This window comes from Faecalimonas hominis (assembly GCF_054660755.1).
Genome location: NZ_BAAHSH010000023.1, coordinates 56,047 through 75,200 on the forward strand (window position 1 = coordinate 56,047; position 19,154 = coordinate 75,200).

Consider the following 19,154-nt stretch of genomic DNA (forward strand, 5'->3'; position numbering starts at 1 on the left):
TCAACGGAACAACCGTGAAGTTCCTTTTTTGCTATAAGTTATTGTAGATGAGTTCTAAGATGTCCACCACTTCTTTTAAAGTAAAAGTACTTGTGTCGATGGCAAGATGATAACTCTTTGCATCGTGCCAGTCTTTGTCGGTATAAAAGTTATAATAGTAACTGCGGTCCTTATCCACCTTTTTTACCAACGTGCAGGCTTTCTTTTCCGGAATACCGTAACGCTCCATGACCGTTTTGACACGAAAATCAGTTGGGGCGAAAAGATAAATATTTTTGCAGTGTTTTTCATTTCTCAAAACATAGTCGGCACATCTTCCCACAAAGATACAGTTTTCTTTGGACGCTAAGTCCTGAATAACTTTCGACTGCAAATCAAACAGTACTTCATCGATATGGCCATAACGATATTGTTTATCTAAATTGTCGTCAATGTCCACCTGATACTGCCACGGTTTTTCTTTCTTTTCATCAACCAGTTTTAGCTGTTCGTAAGGAATGTCCGTATGTTCAGCTGCGAGTTTGATTAATCCCTTGTCATAACAGTTGATTCCAAGGCGATTAGCCAGTTCACGACCGATAATACGTCCATTGCTGCCAAATTGTCGTCCGATAGTAATAATCTTCTTATCCATGTAATCGCTCCCTCCTATAAATGTACAGTAAAAATAATTATTTTATATATTGTGTCACATAACAAGCGAAAACACCATATTATAATCAGTATAGTCTGATAATATTAAATCCTTGACAGTTTAAGGGTTTTCTTACTATAATAAAAAAGGATATGAAAAAAACAATGACGAAGAGAGTAGAACTTTTTCAAAAGGCAAAGAGAGTCGGTGGCGGTGAGAATCCGATGCGAGTAGGGATTGTTTGAAAATCACTTCTGAGTTGCAGATGCTGAAAATTGCGAGATGCGATGTATAAGTTCTGCCGGTTTTCTACCGTTAAAAAGAACGCATATGGAAGTATGGTGTAACAGGTGGTTAAACGACAGTTTAGTAACTCTCGTCCTATTACGGACGGGAGTTTTATTTTTTTATCAGAATCTACAAAGAGCATAAATTAATCATAAGAGGAGGAAATTATGTATCAGAAAGTATCAACGGATTTGAAATTCGTGGACAGAGAAAAGAAAATCGAGAAATTTTGGGAAGAAAATGACATTTTCAAAAAAAGTATGGAAAACCGCAAAGAAGGAGAGACATACACATTCTATGACGGTCCGCCGACAGCAAACGGCAAACCTCATATCGGTCATGTGCTTACCCGTGTTATCAAGGATATGATTCCGAGATACCGTACAATGAAAGGGTACATGGTACCAAGAAAAGCAGGCTGGGATACACACGGTCTTCCGGTGGAACTTGAAGTGGAGAAACTTTTAGGTTTGGACGGAAAAGAACAGATTGAAGAGTACGGATTAGAGCCGTTTATCTCTCACTGTAAAGAGAGTGTTTGGAAATACAAAGGAATGTGGGAAGATTTCTCTGCCACAGTCGGTTTCTGGGCAGATATGGAACACCCATATGTAACATACGACAATAATTTTATTGAATCTGAGTGGTGGGCATTAAAACAGATTTGGGACAAAGGACTTTTATATAAAGGATACAAAATCGTTCCATATTGTCCGCGCTGCGGGACTCCGCTTTCAAGCCACGAGGTTGCACAGGGATATAAAGATGTAAAAGAAAAATCGGCAATCGTAAGATTTAAGGTAAAAGATGAAGATGCTTATATTTTAGCATGGACAACAACACCGTGGACACTTCCTTCAAACGTTGCACTCTGTGTAAATCCGGAAGAAACATATGTGAAAGTAAAAAATGACGGATACACATATTATATGGCAGAAGCATTGCTTGACAGTGTGCTGGAAGGTGACGTGGAAGTAGTAGAACGCTATATGGGAAAAGAACTGGAAGGAAAAGAATATGAGCCGTTATTCCCATTCGTAGAATTAAATAAAAAGGCATATTATGTTACTTGTGACACATATGTTACACTTACGGACGGAACAGGTGTTGTTCATATTGCACCTGCATTTGGTGAGGACGATGCTCAGGTAGGACGTAAATACGATTTACCGTTCCTTCAGTTGGTAGATGAAAAAGGTGAGATGACAGAGGAAACTCCGTGGAAGGGAGTATTCTGTAAAAAAGCAGATCCATTTGTATTGGAAGATTTGGAAAAGAGAGGACTTTTATTCTCCGCTCCGAATTTTGAACACAGTTATCCACACTGCTGGCGTTGTGACACACCACTTATCTACTATGCCCGCGAATCATGGTTCATTAAGATGACTGCGGTAAAAGATGATTTGATCAGAAATAACAATACAATTAACTGGATTCCGGAAAGTATCGGTAAAGGGCGTTTCGGTGACTGGCTGGAAAACGTTCAGGACTGGGGAATCAGCCGTAACCGTTATTGGGGAACACCGTTAAATGTATGGGAATGTGAGTGTGGACATATGCATTCTATCGGAAGTATTGCAGAGTTAAAAGAAATGTCCGATAACTGTCCTGACGATATTGAATTACATCGCCCGTTTATTGATAAAGTTACAATTAAATGTCCTCATTGTGGAAAAGAAATGCACAGAGTGCCGGAAGTAATCGACTGCTGGTTTGACAGCGGGGCAATGCCATTCGCACAGCATCATTATCCGTTTGAGAATAAAGAATTGTTTGAACAGCAGTTCCCGGCAAACTTTATTTCAGAGGCGGTTGACCAGACAAGAGGCTGGTTCTACTCACTACTTGCCATTTCAACGCTTGTATTTAATGAAGCACCATACAAAAACGTTATCGTTTTAGGCCATGTACAGGACGAAAAAGGGCAGAAGATGAGTAAATCCAAAGGAAACGCGGTTGATCCGTTTGAGGCGTTAGAACAGTACGGCGCAGATGCGATCCGCTGGTACTTCTATATTAACAGTGCACCGTGGCTTCCAAACCGTTTCCACGGCAAGATTGTAACAGAAGGACAGAGAAAGTTTATGGGTACATTGTGGAACACATACGCATTCTTTGTACTGTATGCAAATATCGACGAATTTGATGCGACAAAATATACGTTGGAATATGATAAATTAACCGTTATGGATAAATGGCTGTTATCTAAACTGAATACATTGATTAAAACAGTAGATAATAACTTGGAAAACTACCGCATTCCTGAAAGTGCAAGAGCGTTACAGGAATTTGTGGACGATATGAGTAACTGGTATGTAAGAAGAAGCCGTGAACGTTTCTGGGCAAAAGGAATGGAACAGGACAAAATCAATGCGTATATGACACTTTACACAGCACTTGTTACTGTTGCAAAAGTGGCAGCGCCTATGATTCCGTTTATGACAGAAGACATTTACCAGAACCTTGTAAGAAGTATTGATACAAATGCACCTGAAAGTATCCACCTTTGTGATTTCCCTGCAACAAACGAAGAATGGATTGATACGGAATTGGAAAGAAATATGGAAGAGGTATTGGAAATCGTTGTTATGGGGCGTGCGTGCCGTAACAGTGCAAATATCAAGAACCGTCAGCCAATCGGAACAATGTTTGTAAAAGCAGAGGAAGAATTATCAGAATTCTATAAAGAAATCGTTGCTGAAGAATTAAATGTAAAAGAAGTGAAATTTACAGATGACGTGAGAGACTTTACTTCCTATACATTTAAACCGCAGTTAAAAACAGTGGGACCAAAATATGGAAAACTGTTAGGAGGAATCCGCACTGCACTTTCTGAATTAGACGGAAATAAAGCAATGGACAAATTAAATGAGAAAGAAGAATTGAAACTGGATATCAACGGGGAAGAAGTTGTTTTATCGAGAGAGGACCTTTTAATTGAAACTGCTCAGATGGAAGGTTATGTATCAGAAAGCGACAATGGAATTACGGTTGTATTAGATACAAATCTTACGGAAGAGTTATTACAGGAAGGATTTGTACGTGAAATTATCAGTAAAATCCAGACAATGAGAAAAGAAGCAGACTTTGAAGTGACAGATAAAATTTATGTGACTTACGAAGGAAGCGAAAAAGCAGATAGCATTTTTGCACAGTACGGAAGACAGATTGGTGACGAAGTATTGGCATTATCAGTAGAAAAGAAAACTCCGGCAGGCTATACAAAAGAATGGAACATCAACGGGGAAAAAGTGACTATGGGTGTTGAAAAATAGGAGGATTATAATGCGGCAGGAGAAGTTTAATAAAGAAGAATTTCAAAAGACAGTGAAAAATAATGTAAAAAGACTTTATCGGAGAACAATAGACGAGGCGAGTCAGCAACAGTTATTTCAGGCAGTGTCTTATGCAGTGAAAGATGAGATTATCGACAGATGGCTTTTGACACAGGAGCAGTACAAAAAAGACGATCCTAAGACAGTATATTATATGTCTATGGAGTTCCTTATGGGAAGAGCGTTAGGAAATAATATCATTAACTTAACTGCTTATAAAGAGGTGGCAGAAGCGTTAGATGAGATGGGAATCGACTTAAATGTTATTGAGGACCAGGAACCTGATGCGGCACTTGGAAACGGCGGCTTAGGGCGTCTTGCAGCCTGCTTCCTCGATTCTCTTGCAAGTTTGGGATACGCAGCCTACGGCTGCGGTATCCGTTATCACTACGGAATGTTTAAACAGAAAATCGAAAACGGTTTTCAGGTGGAAACTCCTGATGATTGGTTAAAGGAAGGAAATCCTTTTGAAATCAGGAGAGAAGAGTACGCAAAAGTAGTCCGCTTCGGAGGACATATCCGAATCAACTACAACGAAAAAGCGAAAAGAAGTGAGTTTATTCAGGAAGATTATGAGTCGGTTCTCGCCATTCCATACGATATGCCGATTGTGGGATACAATAACAATATCGTAAATACACTTCGTATTTGGGACGCGAAGGCGATTACGGATTTTCATTTAGACTCATTTGACAGAGGAGAATATCAGAAGGCTGTAGAGCAGGAAAATCTTGCGAAAACGATAGTGGAAGTATTATACCCGAACGACAACCACTATGCCGGAAAAGAACTCCGTTTAAAACAACAGTACTTCTTTATTTCTGCAAGTTTGCAGGAGGCGATAGAGAAATATCTGAGAGAGCATGATGATGTTCGTAAGTTCCATGAAAAAGTAACCATTCAGATGAATGATACCCACCCTACCGTGGCGGTTGCAGAATTAATGCGTCTGCTTATGGACGAACAGGGACTAGAGTGGGACGAAGCATGGGAAGTGACAACAAAAACATGTGCGTATACAAACCATACAATTATGGCGGAAGCGTTGGAAAAATGGCCGATTGACTTATTCTCAAGGTTACTTCCCCGAGTATATCAGATTGTGGAGGAAATCAACCGCCGTTTTGTAGCACAGATTCGTGCAAAATATCCGGGTAATGAGGAAAAAGTTCGTAAAATGGCTATCCTGTACGACGGTCAGGTGAAAATGGCGCATCTCGCCATCGTTGCGGGATACTCGGTAAACGGTGTTGCAAGACTTCATACAGAAATCTTAAAACATGAAGAGTTAAAGGACTTCTATGAGATGATGCCGGAGAAGTTCAATAACAAGACAAACGGAATCACACAGAGAAGATTTCTTCTTCACGCAAATCCTCTGCTGGCAGGCTGGGTGACAAAACATATCGGTGACGGCTGGATTACAGATCTTTCACAGATGGCAAAATTAAAACCTCTTGCCGATGATGTGAAAGAAAGAGAAAAATTCATGGACATTAAGTTCAGGAACAAGGAACGCCTTGCAAAATATATTTTAGAGCATAATGGAATTGAAGTAGATCCCCGTTCTATTTTTGATGTGCAGGTAAAACGACTTCATGAATACAAGCGTCAGTTGTTGAATATTCTGCATATCATGTATTTGTACAATAAAATAAAAGAGCACCCGGAACTTTCTTTCTATCCGAGAACTTTTATTTTTGGCGCAAAGGCGGCAGCAGGATATAAACGTGCAAAACAGACAATTAAATTAATTAACTCTGTGGCAGATGTGATTAACAATGACAGAAGCATTAACGGCAAGATAAAAGTTGTCTTTATCGAAGACTATCGTGTGTCCAATGCGGAACTTATCTTTGCGGGGGCAGATGTCAGCGAGCAGATTTCAACAGCATCAAAAGAGGCTTCCGGCACGGGAAATATGAAATTCATGTTAAACGGGGCTGTCACACTCGGAACAATGGACGGTGCAAACGTGGAAATCGTGGAGGAAGTCGGAATTGAAAATGCCTTTATTTTTGGATTAAGTTCTGATGAAGTTATTCAGTATGAAAATTATGGCGGCTATAATCCGGTGGATATTTACAACAGCGATTGGGAAATTAAACGTGTTGTCGACCAGTTGGTAGATGGAACATACGCCAATGGCGACCACGAAATGTACAGAGATTTATATAATTCATTGTTAAATACACAGAGCAGCGACCGTGCAGACACATATTTTATTTTGAAAGACTTCAGAAGTTATGCAGCAGCACAGGAAGAAGTGGAAAAAGCATACAGAGATGTAGACAGATGGTCAAAAATGGCATTGCTAAATACGGCGTCATGTGGTAAATTTACATCAGACAGAACCATTCAGGAATATGTAGATGAAATCTGGAAACTGGATAAGGTGACGATTGACGTATAGGGAGGAATGTGAATGTACTATAATGAGACAGATACGGTTGCAGTGACGGTCTTGGCAATTTATCTTGTTGTGTTGGGATTGTGCCTGTTAGGTTGGATAATCAGTTTTATTTTTCGCGGTATCGGAATGTATAAAATGGGAAAAGCTCAGGGAAAAACGAATTCATGGCTTGCATTTATACCGTTTGCGAGAACGTATTTTCATGGAGAATTAAGTGGAGAAATTCCGCTGAAGAAAAGAAGTATTAAGTCACCGGGGGTATGGCTTCTGATTGTACCGATTATTTACGGAGTGATTTTTGCGGTTATGTATTTCTTCATGATTATTTCGATTTTAATCAGCGCGATTTCGGCAGAATCACGCATGAGAGATTATATGGGATACCATGTACCCAATTCGGAAATGTCAGGACTTCTCATGGTTTTTGTAGTTTTTCTTGTATTTGTTATTATTATTTCTGTTATTTATGCAGCGATTAAAGGAGGATTGGAAATTCTAATCAATCGCCAAATTTATGAGAGATATACAACAGTAAATATGGCGACTTTGCACGCTGTGTTTAGTATGATTATTCCATTTTATGAATCTGTTTGTATGTTCATTTTCGGAAGGAGAGCGGAGCAGAATACAAAAGAAAATATGGCGGAAAATCAGTTGACAATAGAAGAAGAGGAATAGTTTTAAACACTGTGGAATATCTTAAGGATAAACCACAGTGTTTTTTATTTGCAGAAAAGTTCTTCAAAAGGAGGGGAGTATGAAAAAGAAATGTAGGACAATCTGTATCGTACTTTTTGCTTTTTTATTGTTGCCTTATATTGTTACAGTGTTGATAAATGGAAAGTCCATTGATGGAAATGGGGATAACTCTCCTTTCTATGTGAAAGTGCAGGTGGGAGACATGGAAAAGAAGGTATTATGGGACGAGTATCTGACGGGAGTGGTAGCGAAAGAGATTCAACCTGATTACCATGAGGAAATGTTAAAGGTACAGACGATTATAACACGGACAAACCTATACAGAAAAATAGAAGAGAAAAAGGACGTTGTTTTTTCGGGGGAATATATGACGCGGGGAGACATGGAAAAGTTATGGGGAAAGGACAATGGCAGGAAAATTTATAAGAAACTGAAAAAAGCGGTCAGCGATACAGAAGGGAAAGCCATTCTCTATAAAGGAAAACCCGCATCGGCGTCCTTTCATCAACTAAGCAACGGAAAAACACGAAATGGAAATGAAGTGTTAGGGGGAGAAAACTATCCTTATTTAAAGACAAAAGACTGTCCGAAGGATATAGAGAACAAATGGCAGTTGCAGACACTTGAGTTATCTTACGAGGAAGTGAAGGAATACTGTCAGCCGTTTCTTGCGGCGGTGGACAAAAAGGAGGCGGAGAAACCTTTTACGAAGGAAGATTTTGAGATAAAGCAGACGGATACGGCGGGGTATGTGACAAAAGTACGGATTGGAAAACATATTTATGCGGGGGAAGAATTTAGAAATGCATTGGAACTTCCCTCCAGTTGTTTTTCTTTTCAGGAGAGCAACGGAATGCTTAAAATCACGACAAAAGGTGTGGGACACGGTATCGGATTGAGCCAGCATACGGCAAATGAAATGGCAAAAGAAGGAAAAACATATGAAGAAATTCTACAGTATTTTTTTGAGGGGACGGAAATTAGGGAGGTTGCTGAAATTTTATTAAATATAGAATAAGGCAGTTGCTTTCTGGCAAAAATAAAGTCAGAGGTGATGAAAATGAAAAATAATTTAAGACCTTCCAAAAGAGGACATGGCCTGGCGATAGGTGCTGTGATTTGCTTTGTGGCGGTAATCGGCATGGTTGGAACATATACCATCAATCAGTACAAAGCCGGAGTGAAAAAGGAATTGGCAAAAGTAGAGAAGAAACAGAAAGAGGAAAAAATTGAAAGTACAGGCGGAGGACAGGATTTGGTTATCAATACACCACAAAAAGAGCAAAATGTGATTGAGGAACAGCCAAAAGTAACGGAACAGGTAGAAACGGTGGAAGAGCAGCCGGAAGTAGTGGCAGAACAGCCGGTTAAATCGCAGTTTTCATTCAGTGAAAAGGATTTAATCTTGTGGCCAATCGAAAATGGAGAAGTTATTTTAAATTACAGTATGGACAAAACAGTCTATTTCCCTACATTAGACCAGTATAAATATAATCCGGCAATGATTATAAAGGGTGCGGCAGGAACTCAGGTAATGTCGGTAGCAAGAGGAGTGGTAAAATCCATCGACGTCACAAGCCAGACAGGGACAACAGTTACGGTGGATATGGGAAACGGCTATGAAGCAATTTACGGGCAGTTAAAAGAAGTTCCGGTTCATGTGGGTGATACGGTGGAGGCAAAAACCGTTTTAGGATATTTAAGTGAACCGACAAAATATTACAGTGTGGAAGGCTGCAATCTTTATTTTGAGATGAGAAAGGACGGACAGCCGATAAATCCAAATGATTTTTTAGGAGAGTAGAAGAGGCGGGGCTTGAGCGGGAGGGCGCAAGCCCTGTTTTTTGCTTGATATATGGGAAATGGAGAGTATAATAAAGAGAAAAAGGAGGAAAAGAGTATGGACGAAAAAGATTATATTTCTATGGGACTTAATGGAACTGCTCCGCTAAAATTGATTTTGTGTGGAGAAGTAGAAGAAGCAGAAAGCAGGAAAACAGGGGTGGTGTCTGTTGTGTATGCGACAGAGAATAAGGAAATTGCGGAAGAGAAAATAAAGGAATTATCAGAAAAGTATCCGGAAAAATTTTATATGGTGTATAGTGTTCCTCTGAACGTAGATTTGACAACTTTATCCCACTATCCATCTATTGAAATAAGCCAAGAGGATTTGCAGTAGAGATGGAAAACTATACATACATTGTCCGATGCAGTGACGGTACTTTATATACGGGCTGGACAAATGACCTGGAGAAAAGAATACAGAGCCACAATGAAGGAAAAGGGGCAAAATATACGAAGACGAGAACGCCGGTTACTTTAGTATATTATGAAACGTTCCCGACAAAGCAGGAGGCAATGAAAAGAGAATACGCCATTAAGCAGATGCGAAGAAAAGAAAAAGAAAAATTAATAGACGGGAGAAGCGTTTAGAGTTCTCCCGTCTATTATGTTAAATGGTTATCCGAGCAGATACACATACATGACAACAAAATGGCAGGCAGTTCCGCCCATAACAAACAGGTGGAAAATTTCGTGGCTGCCGAAGTTGTGATGTTTCTTATTAAATATAGGCAGTTTCAATCCGTAAATCACTCCGCCGATTGTATAAATAATTCCTCCAACTAAAAGCCATATAAAAGCCGGTGTAGACAGAGTGTGATAAATCTGCGGAAAAGCAAGGACACAGGTCCACCCCATTGCGATATATAGAACGGAAGAAAACCATTTCGGACAATATATCCAAAATGCTTTAATCAGAATACCCAAAATTGCGATTCCCCATACGATTGCCAAGAGGGTATATCCTACCTTACCTTTCAATGCAATCAAACATATAGGCGTATAACTTCCTGCAATTAAAACGGAAATCATCATGTGGTCAAATTTTTTCAGGCGTTTATTTATCTTCTCTGAAATATCCAAAGAGTGATACGCCGTACTCGCCGTATAGAGAAGAATAACGCTTATAATATATACCGCAAAAGAAACAAAATATATTTTATCAGGTTTATGCCATGCCCTAAATAAAAGTGGTGCGGCTGCGATGATTGCAGCAACCATACCGATAAAATGTGTAATGGCGCTTGCCGGATCTTTTAATTTTTTCGCTTTCATCAACATAAATACTCCCTCCTAATCAATAAAAAAATACAAGTAGTATTAAATACTACATTAAGCATATTCAAATACTACACCAAATATACCTATATATCAAGAAAAAAAGGAAATTTTATAAAAATTTGACAAACAGAAGTGATTCTGTTATGATAGTCGACAGTGCTTTGTGAGTACCCTTTACTTATGACGAGTGAAGGGTATTTTTTTGGATACATAGAAAATTATGATTGTAGAAGGGAATAATAGATGGAAAATATAAAATTTGAGCAGTTGGGGATTTGTCCGGAAATTCAAAAGGCAGTAAAATATATGGGATTTGAGGAGGCGTCTCCTATTCAGGCAAAGGCAATTCCTGTTATTTTAGAAGGAAAAGATATTATCGGGCAGGCACAGACAGGAACAGGGAAAACGGCGGCATTTGGCATTCCGCTTTTACAGAAGGTAAACCCTAAAAACAAAAAATTGCAGGGAATCGTGCTTTGTCCGACGAGAGAACTTGCAATTCAGGTGGCCGATGAAATCAGAAATCTGGCAAAATATATGCATGGAATAAAGGTGCTTCCAATTTATGGGGGACAGGAGATTGTTAAGCAGATTCGTTCTCTGAAAAACGGAACACAAATCATTATCGGAACACCGGGGCGTGTCATGGATCATATGCGAAGAAAAACGATCAAAATGGAGCAGGTGCATACGGTTGTGCTTGATGAGGCGGACGAGATGTTAAACATGGGATTCCGTGAGGATATTGAAACGATTTTGGAGGGAGTTCCGGAAGAACGACAGACAGTTCTTTTCTCCGCAACAATGCCGAAAGCAATTATGGAAATCACAAAAAAATTCCAGAAAAAAGCAGAGGTAATTAAAGTAACAAAAAAAGAACTGACCGTTCCGAATATCGAACAGTTTTATTATGAAGTCAAACCAAAAAACAAAGAGGAAGTTCTGGCACGTCTTCTGGATATTTACACACCGAAACTCTCTGTCGTATTCTGCAACACGAAAAAACAGGTGGATTTGCTTGTGACTTCTCTTTTGGGGCGCGGATATTTTGCCGCAGGACTGCATGGAGACATGAAACAGGTACAGCGCGACCGTGTGATGCAGGGATTCCGCAGCGGGAAAACGGATATTTTGGTGGCGACAGATGTCGCAGCCAGAGGAATTGATGTGGACGAAGTGGAAGCAGTATTTAATTATGATTTGCCGCAGGACGATGAATACTATGTACACCGAATCGGAAGAACGGGGCGTGCAGGGCGAGTAGGACGTTCATTCTCTTTCGTATCGGGAAAAGAGGTTTATAAATTAAAAGAGATACAGCGCTACTGCAAAACAAAAATTTATGCGCAGAAAGTACCGTCGTTAAATGATGTTGCCACAACAAAAATGGAAAATATTTTGGACGACATCGACCAGATTATCGTAAACGAAGATTTAACTTTAATGATAAATGCAATTCAGGAAAGAGTAAACGATTCTGACTATACGGCAATGGATATGGCGGCTGCATTCTTAAAAATGTGCACCGGAATGACTTCCGAAGAAGAACAGGAAGAAATGGACTTTGGCGATACAGGAGCGGAAGAACCGGGAATGGTAAGATTATTTATCAATATCGGTAAAAAACAGAAGGCAAAACCGGGAGACATTTTGGGTGCTTTGGCAGGCGAAACGGGAATGCCGGGAAAACTTATTGGAACAATTGACATGTTTGACAAATATACATTCGTAGAAGTGCCGAGAGAATACGCGAAAGACGTATTGCTGGCAATGAAAAATGTAAAAATTAAAGGAAAAACCATTGTCATCGAACCTGCAAATCAGAAATAACTGGCATGGTTAAAAATGTAATAACTGGCGGTTTTGATAAATCCAGATATGTGCTAATATGTATTCATTCTAATAAAGGAGTGAAAAAGAATGAATAAGAAAAAGAGCACATTAATGAAAATTTCACAGACGGCGGTTATGGCGGCACTTTGCTTTGTCGTATTTACATTTCTGCAGATAAAAATACCGACACCGGGAGGAGATGCATCATCATTGCATTTGGGAAATGCGGTTTGTGTTTTGGCAGCGCTGATGCTTGGTGGTGTGTACGGAGGTCTGGCAGGGGCAATCGGCATGGGAATAGCAGATATTATGGATCCGATTTACATTACGGTTGCACCGAAAACATTTATTTTGAAATTGTGCATCGGATTGATTACAGGATTTGTTGCACACCGTGTGGCAAAGATTAATCAGAGTACGGATAAGAAATATATTTTGAAATGGAGTACGTTGGCGGCAGCGGCAGGGTTAGGATTTAATATAATTGCTGATCCGCTTGTTTCTTATTTTTACAAAATGATCATTTTCGGTCAACCGCAAAAAATGGCAGAGGTGCTGGCAAAATTAAGTGCGGTGACAACATTTGTAAATGCTGTTGTTTCCATTATTTTAGTAGCATTTTTATATAATGCCCTCAGACCGGTTTTAATCCGCAGCGGAGTGATTGTAAAAGAATAGAGTTCAATACAAAAAAGGGAGTGAATTTACATTCACTCCCGAATTCTTTATTCTTAGCCAAAGTATCTGTTAAGAAGTCCTTCAAATGCTTTTCCGTGACGAGCTTCGTCTCTTGCCATTTCATGAACTGTATCATGGATAGCGTCTAAGTTAGCTGCTTTAGCACGTTTTGCAAGGTCAAATTTACCTGCTGTAGCACCGTTTTCAGCTTCTACTCTCATTTCAAGGTTTTTCTTTGTGCTGTCTGTTACAACTTCACCTAATAATTCAGCAAATTTTGCAGCGTGTTCTGCTTCTTCCCAAGCTGCTTTTTCCCAGTATAATCCGATTTCTGGATATCCTTCTCTGTGAGCAACTCTAGCCATTGCAAGATACATACCAACTTCTGAACATTCACCTTCAAAGTTTGCTCTTAAATCAGCAACGATGTCTTCACTAACACCTTTAGCAACACCTACAACGTGTTCTGCTGCCCATTCTCTCTCTCCTGACATTTCTTTGAATTTTTCAGCCCCTACATGGCACTGTGGACATTCTGCCGGAGCAGCCTCTCCTTCGTAAACATAACCGCATACTGTACATACAAATTTTTTCATGTTAAATCTCTCCTTTTCTTTTTTGATTTATTATTATTTTTTAGTTATCAATATTAGTAATTGTTACTGATATTAATTTACCACATTAAGTTTTAAATGTCAATCACATTTTTAAAACTTTTGCATTTTTTACACAGTCTCCACAACGACCGTAAAAAGTAATGTTGTGAGTGTCAATTTCTCCATCAAAGTTTTTGCCGGCAATATGATTAATAGTTTCTATATTATCCATATCCAAATCTAAGACAGCACCGCAATCCGTACAGAAAAAGTGATAGTGTGGAGTTGTAGTCCCGTCAAACCGGTCACCGCCGTTTAAAGTGGAAATTTTTATGATTTCTCCAATATCCGCTAAAAGATTAAGGTTTCTATATACAGTCCCTAAACTTATATTAGGAAATTCCTGTTTCACATGAAGATACACCATATCTGCAGTAGGGTGTTCCTTCGTACTCATTAGGTACTCTTTGATGGATTCACGCTGTCGGCTATATTTTAATGCTGGCATAGAATCCTCCTTTCAAAACAATAATAACAATAATGATAATAGTTACTATAAGTATAATAAAAAAGAAGTGAAGAAATGTCAATAAAAATATCTGTTTTAGTTGGAATTAAAAAAGACATATTCATATTTTGCAAAGAGAACACAAAAAATATGCGTAGAAATCATCTTTTTCTATAGGGAAACGGAATAATCATTATCTGAAAACGGATATTTTAAAGAAAGAATAGATTTAACGGGAAAAAAACGCAAAAGAAAACGGAGAGAATATTCTTATACAATATGCACAATTTAAAAGTATTTTGTCGAAAACGGTATTTTCGTGTAAAAAAGTTATGAAAAACTATCCCAACATTATCCTTAAGTTATCCACGCGAGGAATGACGAAAATATGCAGGAAAATTGTCGAAAACTGAGTTTTACACAAAGTTATCCACATTATCCACATAAAATGAGGGGGATTATGTGGATTATTTTGGGTAAAAAAAAGAACAGGCGTTTTGTGTAGAAATAATAAATTTCTAATTTTGTCGAAAAATTAACAAAATCAACTTGACAATTGAGTAATCAAAAAGCATGTAAAAATGTGTATACAATTTTGAGGGAGACAAAGAGAATAAATACTCAGTATTGCTAATTCAAAAAAAAGGTATTATAATGAGTATCATGTTAAAAAAAGGAGGAAGTACAATGATTTCAAAAGATATGACAATCGGTGAATTATTAGCAGCAAATCCTCAAGTTGCACCAATTCTCATGGAGATTGGAATGCACTGTCTTGGTTGCCCGTCTGCTCAGGCTGAAACATTAGGAGAAGCAGCAATGGTACACGGATTAGATGCAGATTTGTTAGTTGAGAAGATTAACGCATTTTTAGCAGCAAACTAATATAAAAGATTATGCAGTTGCATATACGCAAAAAACCTGTCACACCAAAATGGTGGACAGGTTTTTGTTAATTAAAGTTAAATAAGTGCCAACTGCTGTATGGCGTTGCCGCCAATAATTGTATCACAATGTTCCTCAAGATATGCCAAAGTTGCACTTCCGGTTTTTTCAAAAGAACCATATTCGGAAAGCATATTACAGATTTTATTATAATCACTTGCGGAATGTCCGGACTGCGACAGAACTAAAATGTAAAGGTCATCTTTAGGATCTTTATATAAAGTATTTGCACCTGTGTACATTGTTGTAAGCAGATGTGAAGCATCTATTACATTGTCCAAAGATGCAAATGTAAACAAACGAACATCTTTCTTTGTCTTTCTGTCAGCAGGCGTGGATTCCGTTTCTTCCATTTCCGGTTTTTCAGAGACTGCTTTCTTCACTTTGCCAAGCAAATCAAGAAATTCTTCCGCACCTTCTAATTTATCTAAAACATTTTGCATTTTACCGGTCGTTCCACCCGACGATGAGGGAGCAAACTTGGAAAAGCGGGTATCCAGTTCTTCAGGGTCTTCCACTTTAGTAATAATCAGTACAATTGTATCAGAAGAAGCCGGGATTGCCTCAATCATAAGAGGGGTATCGTCCGCTTCAAATCCGAATTCAAATGCTGCCTGTTGCATCATATCCTGGAAAAGTGATTTTGCTTTTTCTGTTCCATAAGCCAATTCACTCAGTTTGAGTTCACGCTCGGCTAAATCAGCACGCGTCAGCGTACAACGAATTTGGTTATCATTTAGTTTTTCAATTTTCATATAATCACTTCCTATCTGCAAATAAAAATATTTACTCAATTATTAGTATAAACAAAAACAAAAAATATGTAAAGAAATTTAAAGAAAATACTTGAAAAGGAAAATATTACTATTTATAATGAGAGTGCAAGAAGATAGTCTTTCCATGTAACTATGTTTATATAGAAGAAGGAGGGATTTATGTTCGGAATAATATTAAGAAGTCTTATTTTTATAGTCTAAAGAGTCATATTAAAAGTTATCTGTAATTTGTTGTAAACAATATCAAGAAGAATATCTGTCATTTCAGACAAAATATCAGCAAAAGACAACACATAACAAAAAGAAAAAAGAGAAACTGTAAATTAAAGTACTGTCTTCTTGCCAGCCCAGAAGATAATTTTAATATATCACAATCCTTATGGAATATCGGAGGGCCATAGTTACAAGAAAAGAAGGGTCATAACATGGAGCAAGAAGATAAAGCATATCGGGAACTGTTTACGGAGTTGTCACAATATGAGAGATACGGAGTACCCATGTCCATAGATGGGGAAAGTGCAAGTCCGATGCAGATAGCAGCGGCACACATGGTAAAAGAAAGCGGCGGCTACATGCGGGACTATATATGGGATAAAGACGGTCATATGGAAGAACTTCATTTTCATGAGATTAAAAGTGTGGAATAGAATTACAATACCCCTCGTAAGACAAAACCTTTTAATGTGACGAAAATTGTCGAAATAGTTAATGACGTATGCCGAAATAATTGTTATAATGTACTGGAATAGGAGGTGCGTCATGAACGAAAGAGACAGAAGGGAACAAATAAGGCGCAGAAGATATTCCCGAAAGAGAAGACAACGTTCTTTGCTCATTAAAGTTTGTATTTTCATTATACTGGCACTGGTTGTTTTATGTGGAACTATATTGTGGAAAAAATACAGTCCATCGGATAAAAAAGCGAATAGAAAAGAATATTATGGTATTACGAATGAAGAGCAGCTTGCGGTAATAGTGAATAATCAGATTTTAGAGCCGAAAGGCAAGATGATTGACGGAACGCTATATCTGGAATATTCTGCAGTCAGAGATTACGTCAACGAAGGATTTTATTGGGACGCAAATGAGAATCTTTTATTGTATACTTTGCCAAATGACATGGTGTCCGTATCTGTTGGAAGTCGCGAATATGCAGTGTCAAAAGAGAAGAAAAGTGAAGAGTATGTTATTCTCAAGACAGAGGGAAGTACGGCATATATTGCGCTTGATTTTGTAAAGAAATATACGGATATAGAATATAAAATGTATAAAAGCCCTAATCGTATAGTGATTCAGAGTGACTGGAGCGACGCGAAAGTGGCAACAACGAAAAATAATTCTGCGATTCGTATGCGGGCAGGAGTGAAGAGCCCTATTCTTACGGAAACAAAATCAGATGATGTTGTGAGAATTATTGAAAAAGAAGGAAAGTGGAGAAAAGTCCGCACAAATGACGGCTTTGTCGGTTACATTAAGCAGAGTGATCTGAAAGACGAAAAGACAAAGACGTATAAACGTGAATTTAAGGAAGAAAAGTTTACTAACATTAAGAAGGACTATACAATCAACATGGCATGGCATCAGGTAAGTTCGCGTTCTGCGAATAATCAGGTGCTGGAGATGATTGCCAATACAAAGGGGCTTACAACACTTTCACCTACATGGTTCAGCGTAAAGGATACAAAGGGAAACATTACTTCCATCGCAAGTTCCGAATATGTGAACTATGCACATCAGTCCAATATAGAAGTATGGGGGCTGGTAAGAAATTTTGATCCTCTAAATCAGGAGGGAATTAAAACTTCAGAAGAGACACATGAACTGTTAAGCCGCACTTCAAGCAGGGAGAATCTGACAAACCAGTTGATTTCAGAGGCTCTTCAGGTTGGCTTGGACGGAATTAATGTAGACTTTGAGACAGTTGCCGAAAAGACGGGTGAACATTATATCCAATTTATCCGTGAATTGTCCGTGAAATGCAGAAAGAACGGTATTGTCCTGTCGGTAGATAACTATGTACCGAAGGGATATAATGCACATTATCACCGCAAAGAACAGGGAATTGTAGCAGATTATGTTATTATCATGGGATATGATGAACATTTTGCAGGTTCATATGAGAGTGGTTCAGTAGCCTCCATCGGATATGTGAAGGAGGGCGTTCAGGAGACTCTGAAAGACGTTCCGGCAAGTAAAGTGATCAATGCGATGCCACTGTATACAAGACTTTGGAAAGAAGTTCCAAAGACGGAGGCAGAACTTTCGGAGCAGGCGGGAACGGAAGCGGGAAAATATTCCACGAAAGTAACAAGTGAAACAGTTTCCATGAAGAGAACAGACAAAGTTCTTGAGCAGTTTGGTGCAGAAGCGAAATGGGACAGCAAAACAGGTCAGAACTATGCACAATGGGAGAAAGACGGCGCGACCTACAAGATTTGGCTGGAAGATGAAAAATCTATAGAAGAAAAATTAAAAGTCATGAAAGCGAATAAACTGGCGGGTACGTCAGTCTGGAAACTGGGCTTTGAATCTCAGGGACTTTGGGAACTAATTTTAAAATATGTAAATTAGACATTCCCTCTGTGGCATATATTTTAACAATAAATGTCACAGAGGGGATTTTTTTGTATCGTAAAACAAAATTATTGATGGCAGTTGTACTGATTGGCGCATCGTTTCTGATGGGAAAAACATTGAGTGTCCATGTATCGGGAAATCAGATAAAAAAAGGAAAAAGTATTGTTGTTTTGGACGCGGGGCATGGATATACCGATCCCGGCAAAATAGGGATAAACAAGAAAAAGGAAAAAGACATAAATTTAAGTATCGCAAAAAAAGTGGAAAAGAAGTTAAAAAAACAAAACATTATTGTTAAGATGACAAGAAGGGAGGATAAAGGGTTAGGCGATACAAAGATAGCCGATATGAAGGAGAGGGTAAAACGAATTAACAATACAAAACCGAATCTTGCAGTCAGTATTCATCAGAACAGTTATACGCAGGAGTCGGTGAAGGGGGCTCAGGTTTTTTATTTTACACACTCTAAAGAGGGAAAAGAGGCTGCAGAAGTAATGCAGGAGATGTTTCGTCTGTTTGATAAGGAGAATAAAAGAGTTTGTAAGGGAAATAATACATATTACATGTTGAGAAAGACGGAAGTCCCTACAATTATTGTGGAATGCGGATTTTTGAGCAACTGGGAGGAGGCGGAGAAACTTTCTACAAAAGAATATCAGGAGAAAGTAGCACAGGTTATCTGTGATGGTATTATACATATTTTACAAAAACAAGAGGAATAGATACTGTGGGTTTTTTTTTCAGGGCAA

The 19,154-nt window shown here is 38.6% G+C and carries 18 protein-coding genes; 13 read left to right on the plus strand and 5 right to left on the minus strand.

The window, feature by feature from the left end:
* Window positions 1-31 precede the first annotated feature (31 nt).
* A complete protein-coding gene (locus tag ACYQ35_RS03140) occupies window positions 32-634 on the minus strand; it encodes a cytidylate kinase-like family protein (protein ID WP_009461872.1) in 603 nt (200 codons plus the stop codon).
* A 455-nt stretch (window positions 635-1,089) separates the two neighbouring features.
* On the opposite strand from ACYQ35_RS03140, the gene ileS reads away from it, so the two are divergent.
* The 7 genes from ileS (at window position 1,090) to ACYQ35_RS03175 (ending at window position 9,802) form a co-directional block, all read left to right on the plus strand.
* Window positions 1,090-4,197 carry an isoleucine--tRNA ligase gene (ileS, locus tag ACYQ35_RS03145; protein WP_459830214.1) on the plus strand — a complete coding sequence of 1,036 codons (3,108 nt, stop codon included), beginning with the start codon at window positions 1,090-1,092 and terminating at the stop codon, window positions 4,195-4,197.
* Window positions 4,198-4,207: 10 nt separating this feature from the next.
* Window positions 4,208-6,670, plus strand: a complete 2,463-nt coding sequence (locus ACYQ35_RS03150; RefSeq protein ID WP_459830216.1) for a glycogen/starch/alpha-glucan phosphorylase — start codon at window positions 4,208-4,210, stop codon at window positions 6,668-6,670.
* A gap of 12 nt (window positions 6,671-6,682) precedes the next feature.
* On the plus strand, window positions 6,683-7,348 hold the full coding sequence (locus ACYQ35_RS03155) for a hypothetical protein (protein WP_459830219.1): 666 nt from the start codon (window positions 6,683-6,685) through the stop codon (window positions 7,346-7,348).
* Between the two features lie 79 nt (window positions 7,349-7,427).
* Window positions 7,428-8,387 carry a SpoIID/LytB domain-containing protein gene (locus ACYQ35_RS03160; RefSeq protein ID WP_009461864.1) on the plus strand — a complete coding sequence of 320 codons (960 nt, stop codon included), beginning with the start codon at window positions 7,428-7,430 and terminating at the stop codon, window positions 8,385-8,387.
* 42 nt (window positions 8,388-8,429) lie between these two features.
* Window positions 8,430-9,173 carry a M23 family metallopeptidase gene (locus ACYQ35_RS03165; protein WP_009461862.1) on the plus strand — a complete coding sequence of 248 codons (744 nt, stop codon included), beginning with the start codon at window positions 8,430-8,432 and terminating at the stop codon, window positions 9,171-9,173.
* A gap of 96 nt (window positions 9,174-9,269) precedes the next feature.
* The gene (locus ACYQ35_RS03170) at window positions 9,270-9,548 is read left to right on the plus strand and encodes a hypothetical protein (protein WP_009461860.1); all 279 of its coding nucleotides are present in this window, start codon (window positions 9,270-9,272) and stop codon (window positions 9,546-9,548) included.
* Window positions 9,549-9,550: 2 nt separating this feature from the next.
* The gene (locus ACYQ35_RS03175) at window positions 9,551-9,802 is read left to right on the plus strand and encodes a GIY-YIG nuclease family protein (protein ID WP_009461858.1); all 252 of its coding nucleotides are present in this window, start codon (window positions 9,551-9,553) and stop codon (window positions 9,800-9,802) included.
* Window positions 9,803-9,829: 27 nt separating this feature from the next.
* On the opposite strand, the gene trhA is transcribed toward ACYQ35_RS03175, so the two are convergent.
* Window positions 9,830-10,486 (minus strand): PAQR family membrane homeostasis protein TrhA, encoded by a 657-nt coding sequence (gene trhA / locus ACYQ35_RS03180; protein WP_459830355.1) that lies wholly within the window; start codon window positions 10,484-10,486, stop codon window positions 9,830-9,832.
* 249 nt (window positions 10,487-10,735) lie between these two features.
* Between trhA and ACYQ35_RS03185 the strand changes: the two genes are divergently transcribed.
* Window positions 10,736-12,322: a DEAD/DEAH box helicase gene (locus ACYQ35_RS03185; RefSeq protein WP_009461854.1), complete on the plus strand. Its 1,587-nt coding sequence runs from the start codon at window positions 10,736-10,738 to the stop codon at window positions 12,320-12,322.
* Between the two features lie 90 nt (window positions 12,323-12,412).
* Window positions 12,413-13,003 carry an ECF transporter S component gene (locus ACYQ35_RS03190; protein ID WP_009461852.1) on the plus strand — a complete coding sequence of 197 codons (591 nt, stop codon included), beginning with the start codon at window positions 12,413-12,415 and terminating at the stop codon, window positions 13,001-13,003.
* A 53-nt stretch (window positions 13,004-13,056) separates the two neighbouring features.
* Here ACYQ35_RS03190 and ACYQ35_RS03195 read toward each other — a convergent pair whose 3' ends face one another.
* Both ACYQ35_RS03195 and ACYQ35_RS03200 read right to left on the minus strand, forming a co-directional pair.
* Window positions 13,057-13,599 (minus strand): rubredoxin-like domain-containing protein, encoded by a 543-nt coding sequence (locus tag ACYQ35_RS03195; RefSeq protein ID WP_009461850.1) that lies wholly within the window; start codon window positions 13,597-13,599, stop codon window positions 13,057-13,059.
* Window positions 13,600-13,702: 103 nt separating this feature from the next.
* Window positions 13,703-14,107, minus strand: coding sequence for a Fur family transcriptional regulator (locus ACYQ35_RS03200; RefSeq protein ID WP_009461848.1), 405 nt, complete (start codon window positions 14,105-14,107; stop codon window positions 13,703-13,705).
* 687 nt (window positions 14,108-14,794) lie between these two features.
* Between ACYQ35_RS03200 and ACYQ35_RS03205 the strand changes: the two genes are divergently transcribed.
* Window positions 14,795-14,992: a DUF1858 domain-containing protein gene (locus tag ACYQ35_RS03205; protein WP_459830226.1), complete on the plus strand. Its 198-nt coding sequence runs from the start codon at window positions 14,795-14,797 to the stop codon at window positions 14,990-14,992.
* Window positions 14,993-15,069: 77 nt separating this feature from the next.
* Here ACYQ35_RS03205 and ACYQ35_RS03210 read toward each other — a convergent pair whose 3' ends face one another.
* Window positions 15,070-15,807 carry an adaptor protein MecA gene (locus ACYQ35_RS03210; RefSeq protein ID WP_459830228.1) on the minus strand — a complete coding sequence of 246 codons (738 nt, stop codon included), beginning with the start codon at window positions 15,805-15,807 and terminating at the stop codon, window positions 15,070-15,072.
* 446 nt (window positions 15,808-16,253) lie between these two features.
* Here ACYQ35_RS03210 and ACYQ35_RS03215 point away from each other — a divergent pair, with 446 nt between their 5' ends.
* The 3 genes from ACYQ35_RS03215 to ACYQ35_RS03225 all read left to right on the plus strand — a co-directional run bounded on the left by ACYQ35_RS03215 (window position 16,254) and on the right by ACYQ35_RS03225 (window position 19,127).
* A complete protein-coding gene (locus ACYQ35_RS03215) occupies window positions 16,254-16,475 on the plus strand; it encodes a hypothetical protein (RefSeq protein WP_009461842.1) in 222 nt (73 codons plus the stop codon).
* A 112-nt stretch (window positions 16,476-16,587) separates the two neighbouring features.
* Window positions 16,588-18,399, plus strand: a complete 1,812-nt coding sequence (locus ACYQ35_RS03220) for a glycosyl hydrolase family 18 protein (protein WP_459830231.1) — start codon at window positions 16,588-16,590, stop codon at window positions 18,397-18,399.
* Window positions 18,400-18,452: 53 nt separating this feature from the next.
* Window positions 18,453-19,127 (plus strand): N-acetylmuramoyl-L-alanine amidase, encoded by a 675-nt coding sequence (locus tag ACYQ35_RS03225; RefSeq protein ID WP_009461838.1) that lies wholly within the window; start codon window positions 18,453-18,455, stop codon window positions 19,125-19,127.
* The last annotated feature ends 27 nt before the right edge of the window (window positions 19,128-19,154 follow it).

Coding starts and splice junctions, on each gene's coding strand:
- ACYQ35_RS03140 (WP_009461872.1), bottom strand. CDS start 634: ATGGATAAGAAGATTATTACTATCGGACGACAATTTGGCAGCAATGGA.
- ileS (WP_459830214.1), top strand. CDS start 1,090: ATGTATCAGAAAGTATCAACGGATTTGAAATTCGTGGACAGAGAAAAG.
- ACYQ35_RS03150 (WP_459830216.1), top strand. CDS start 4,208: ATGCGGCAGGAGAAGTTTAATAAAGAAGAATTTCAAAAGACAGTGAAA.
- ACYQ35_RS03155 (WP_459830219.1), top strand. CDS start 6,683: ATGTACTATAATGAGACAGATACGGTTGCAGTGACGGTCTTGGCAATT.
- ACYQ35_RS03160 (WP_009461864.1), top strand. CDS start 7,428: ATGAAAAAGAAATGTAGGACAATCTGTATCGTACTTTTTGCTTTTTTA.
- ACYQ35_RS03165 (WP_009461862.1), top strand. CDS start 8,430: ATGAAAAATAATTTAAGACCTTCCAAAAGAGGACATGGCCTGGCGATA.
- ACYQ35_RS03170 (WP_009461860.1), top strand. CDS start 9,270: ATGGACGAAAAAGATTATATTTCTATGGGACTTAATGGAACTGCTCCG.
- ACYQ35_RS03175 (WP_009461858.1), top strand. CDS start 9,551: ATGGAAAACTATACATACATTGTCCGATGCAGTGACGGTACTTTATAT.
- trhA (WP_459830355.1), bottom strand. CDS start 10,486: ATGAAAGCGAAAAAATTAAAAGATCCGGCAAGCGCCATTACACATTTT.
- ACYQ35_RS03185 (WP_009461854.1), top strand. CDS start 10,736: ATGGAAAATATAAAATTTGAGCAGTTGGGGATTTGTCCGGAAATTCAA.
- ACYQ35_RS03190 (WP_009461852.1), top strand. CDS start 12,413: ATGAATAAGAAAAAGAGCACATTAATGAAAATTTCACAGACGGCGGTT.
- ACYQ35_RS03195 (WP_009461850.1), bottom strand. CDS start 13,599: ATGAAAAAATTTGTATGTACAGTATGCGGTTATGTTTACGAAGGAGAG.
- ACYQ35_RS03200 (WP_009461848.1), bottom strand. CDS start 14,107: ATGCCAGCATTAAAATATAGCCGACAGCGTGAATCCATCAAAGAGTAC.
- ACYQ35_RS03205 (WP_459830226.1), top strand. CDS start 14,795: ATGATTTCAAAAGATATGACAATCGGTGAATTATTAGCAGCAAATCCT.
- ACYQ35_RS03210 (WP_459830228.1), bottom strand. CDS start 15,807: ATGAAAATTGAAAAACTAAATGATAACCAAATTCGTTGTACGCTGACG.
- ACYQ35_RS03215 (WP_009461842.1), top strand. CDS start 16,254: ATGGAGCAAGAAGATAAAGCATATCGGGAACTGTTTACGGAGTTGTCA.
- ACYQ35_RS03220 (WP_459830231.1), top strand. CDS start 16,588: ATGAACGAAAGAGACAGAAGGGAACAAATAAGGCGCAGAAGATATTCC.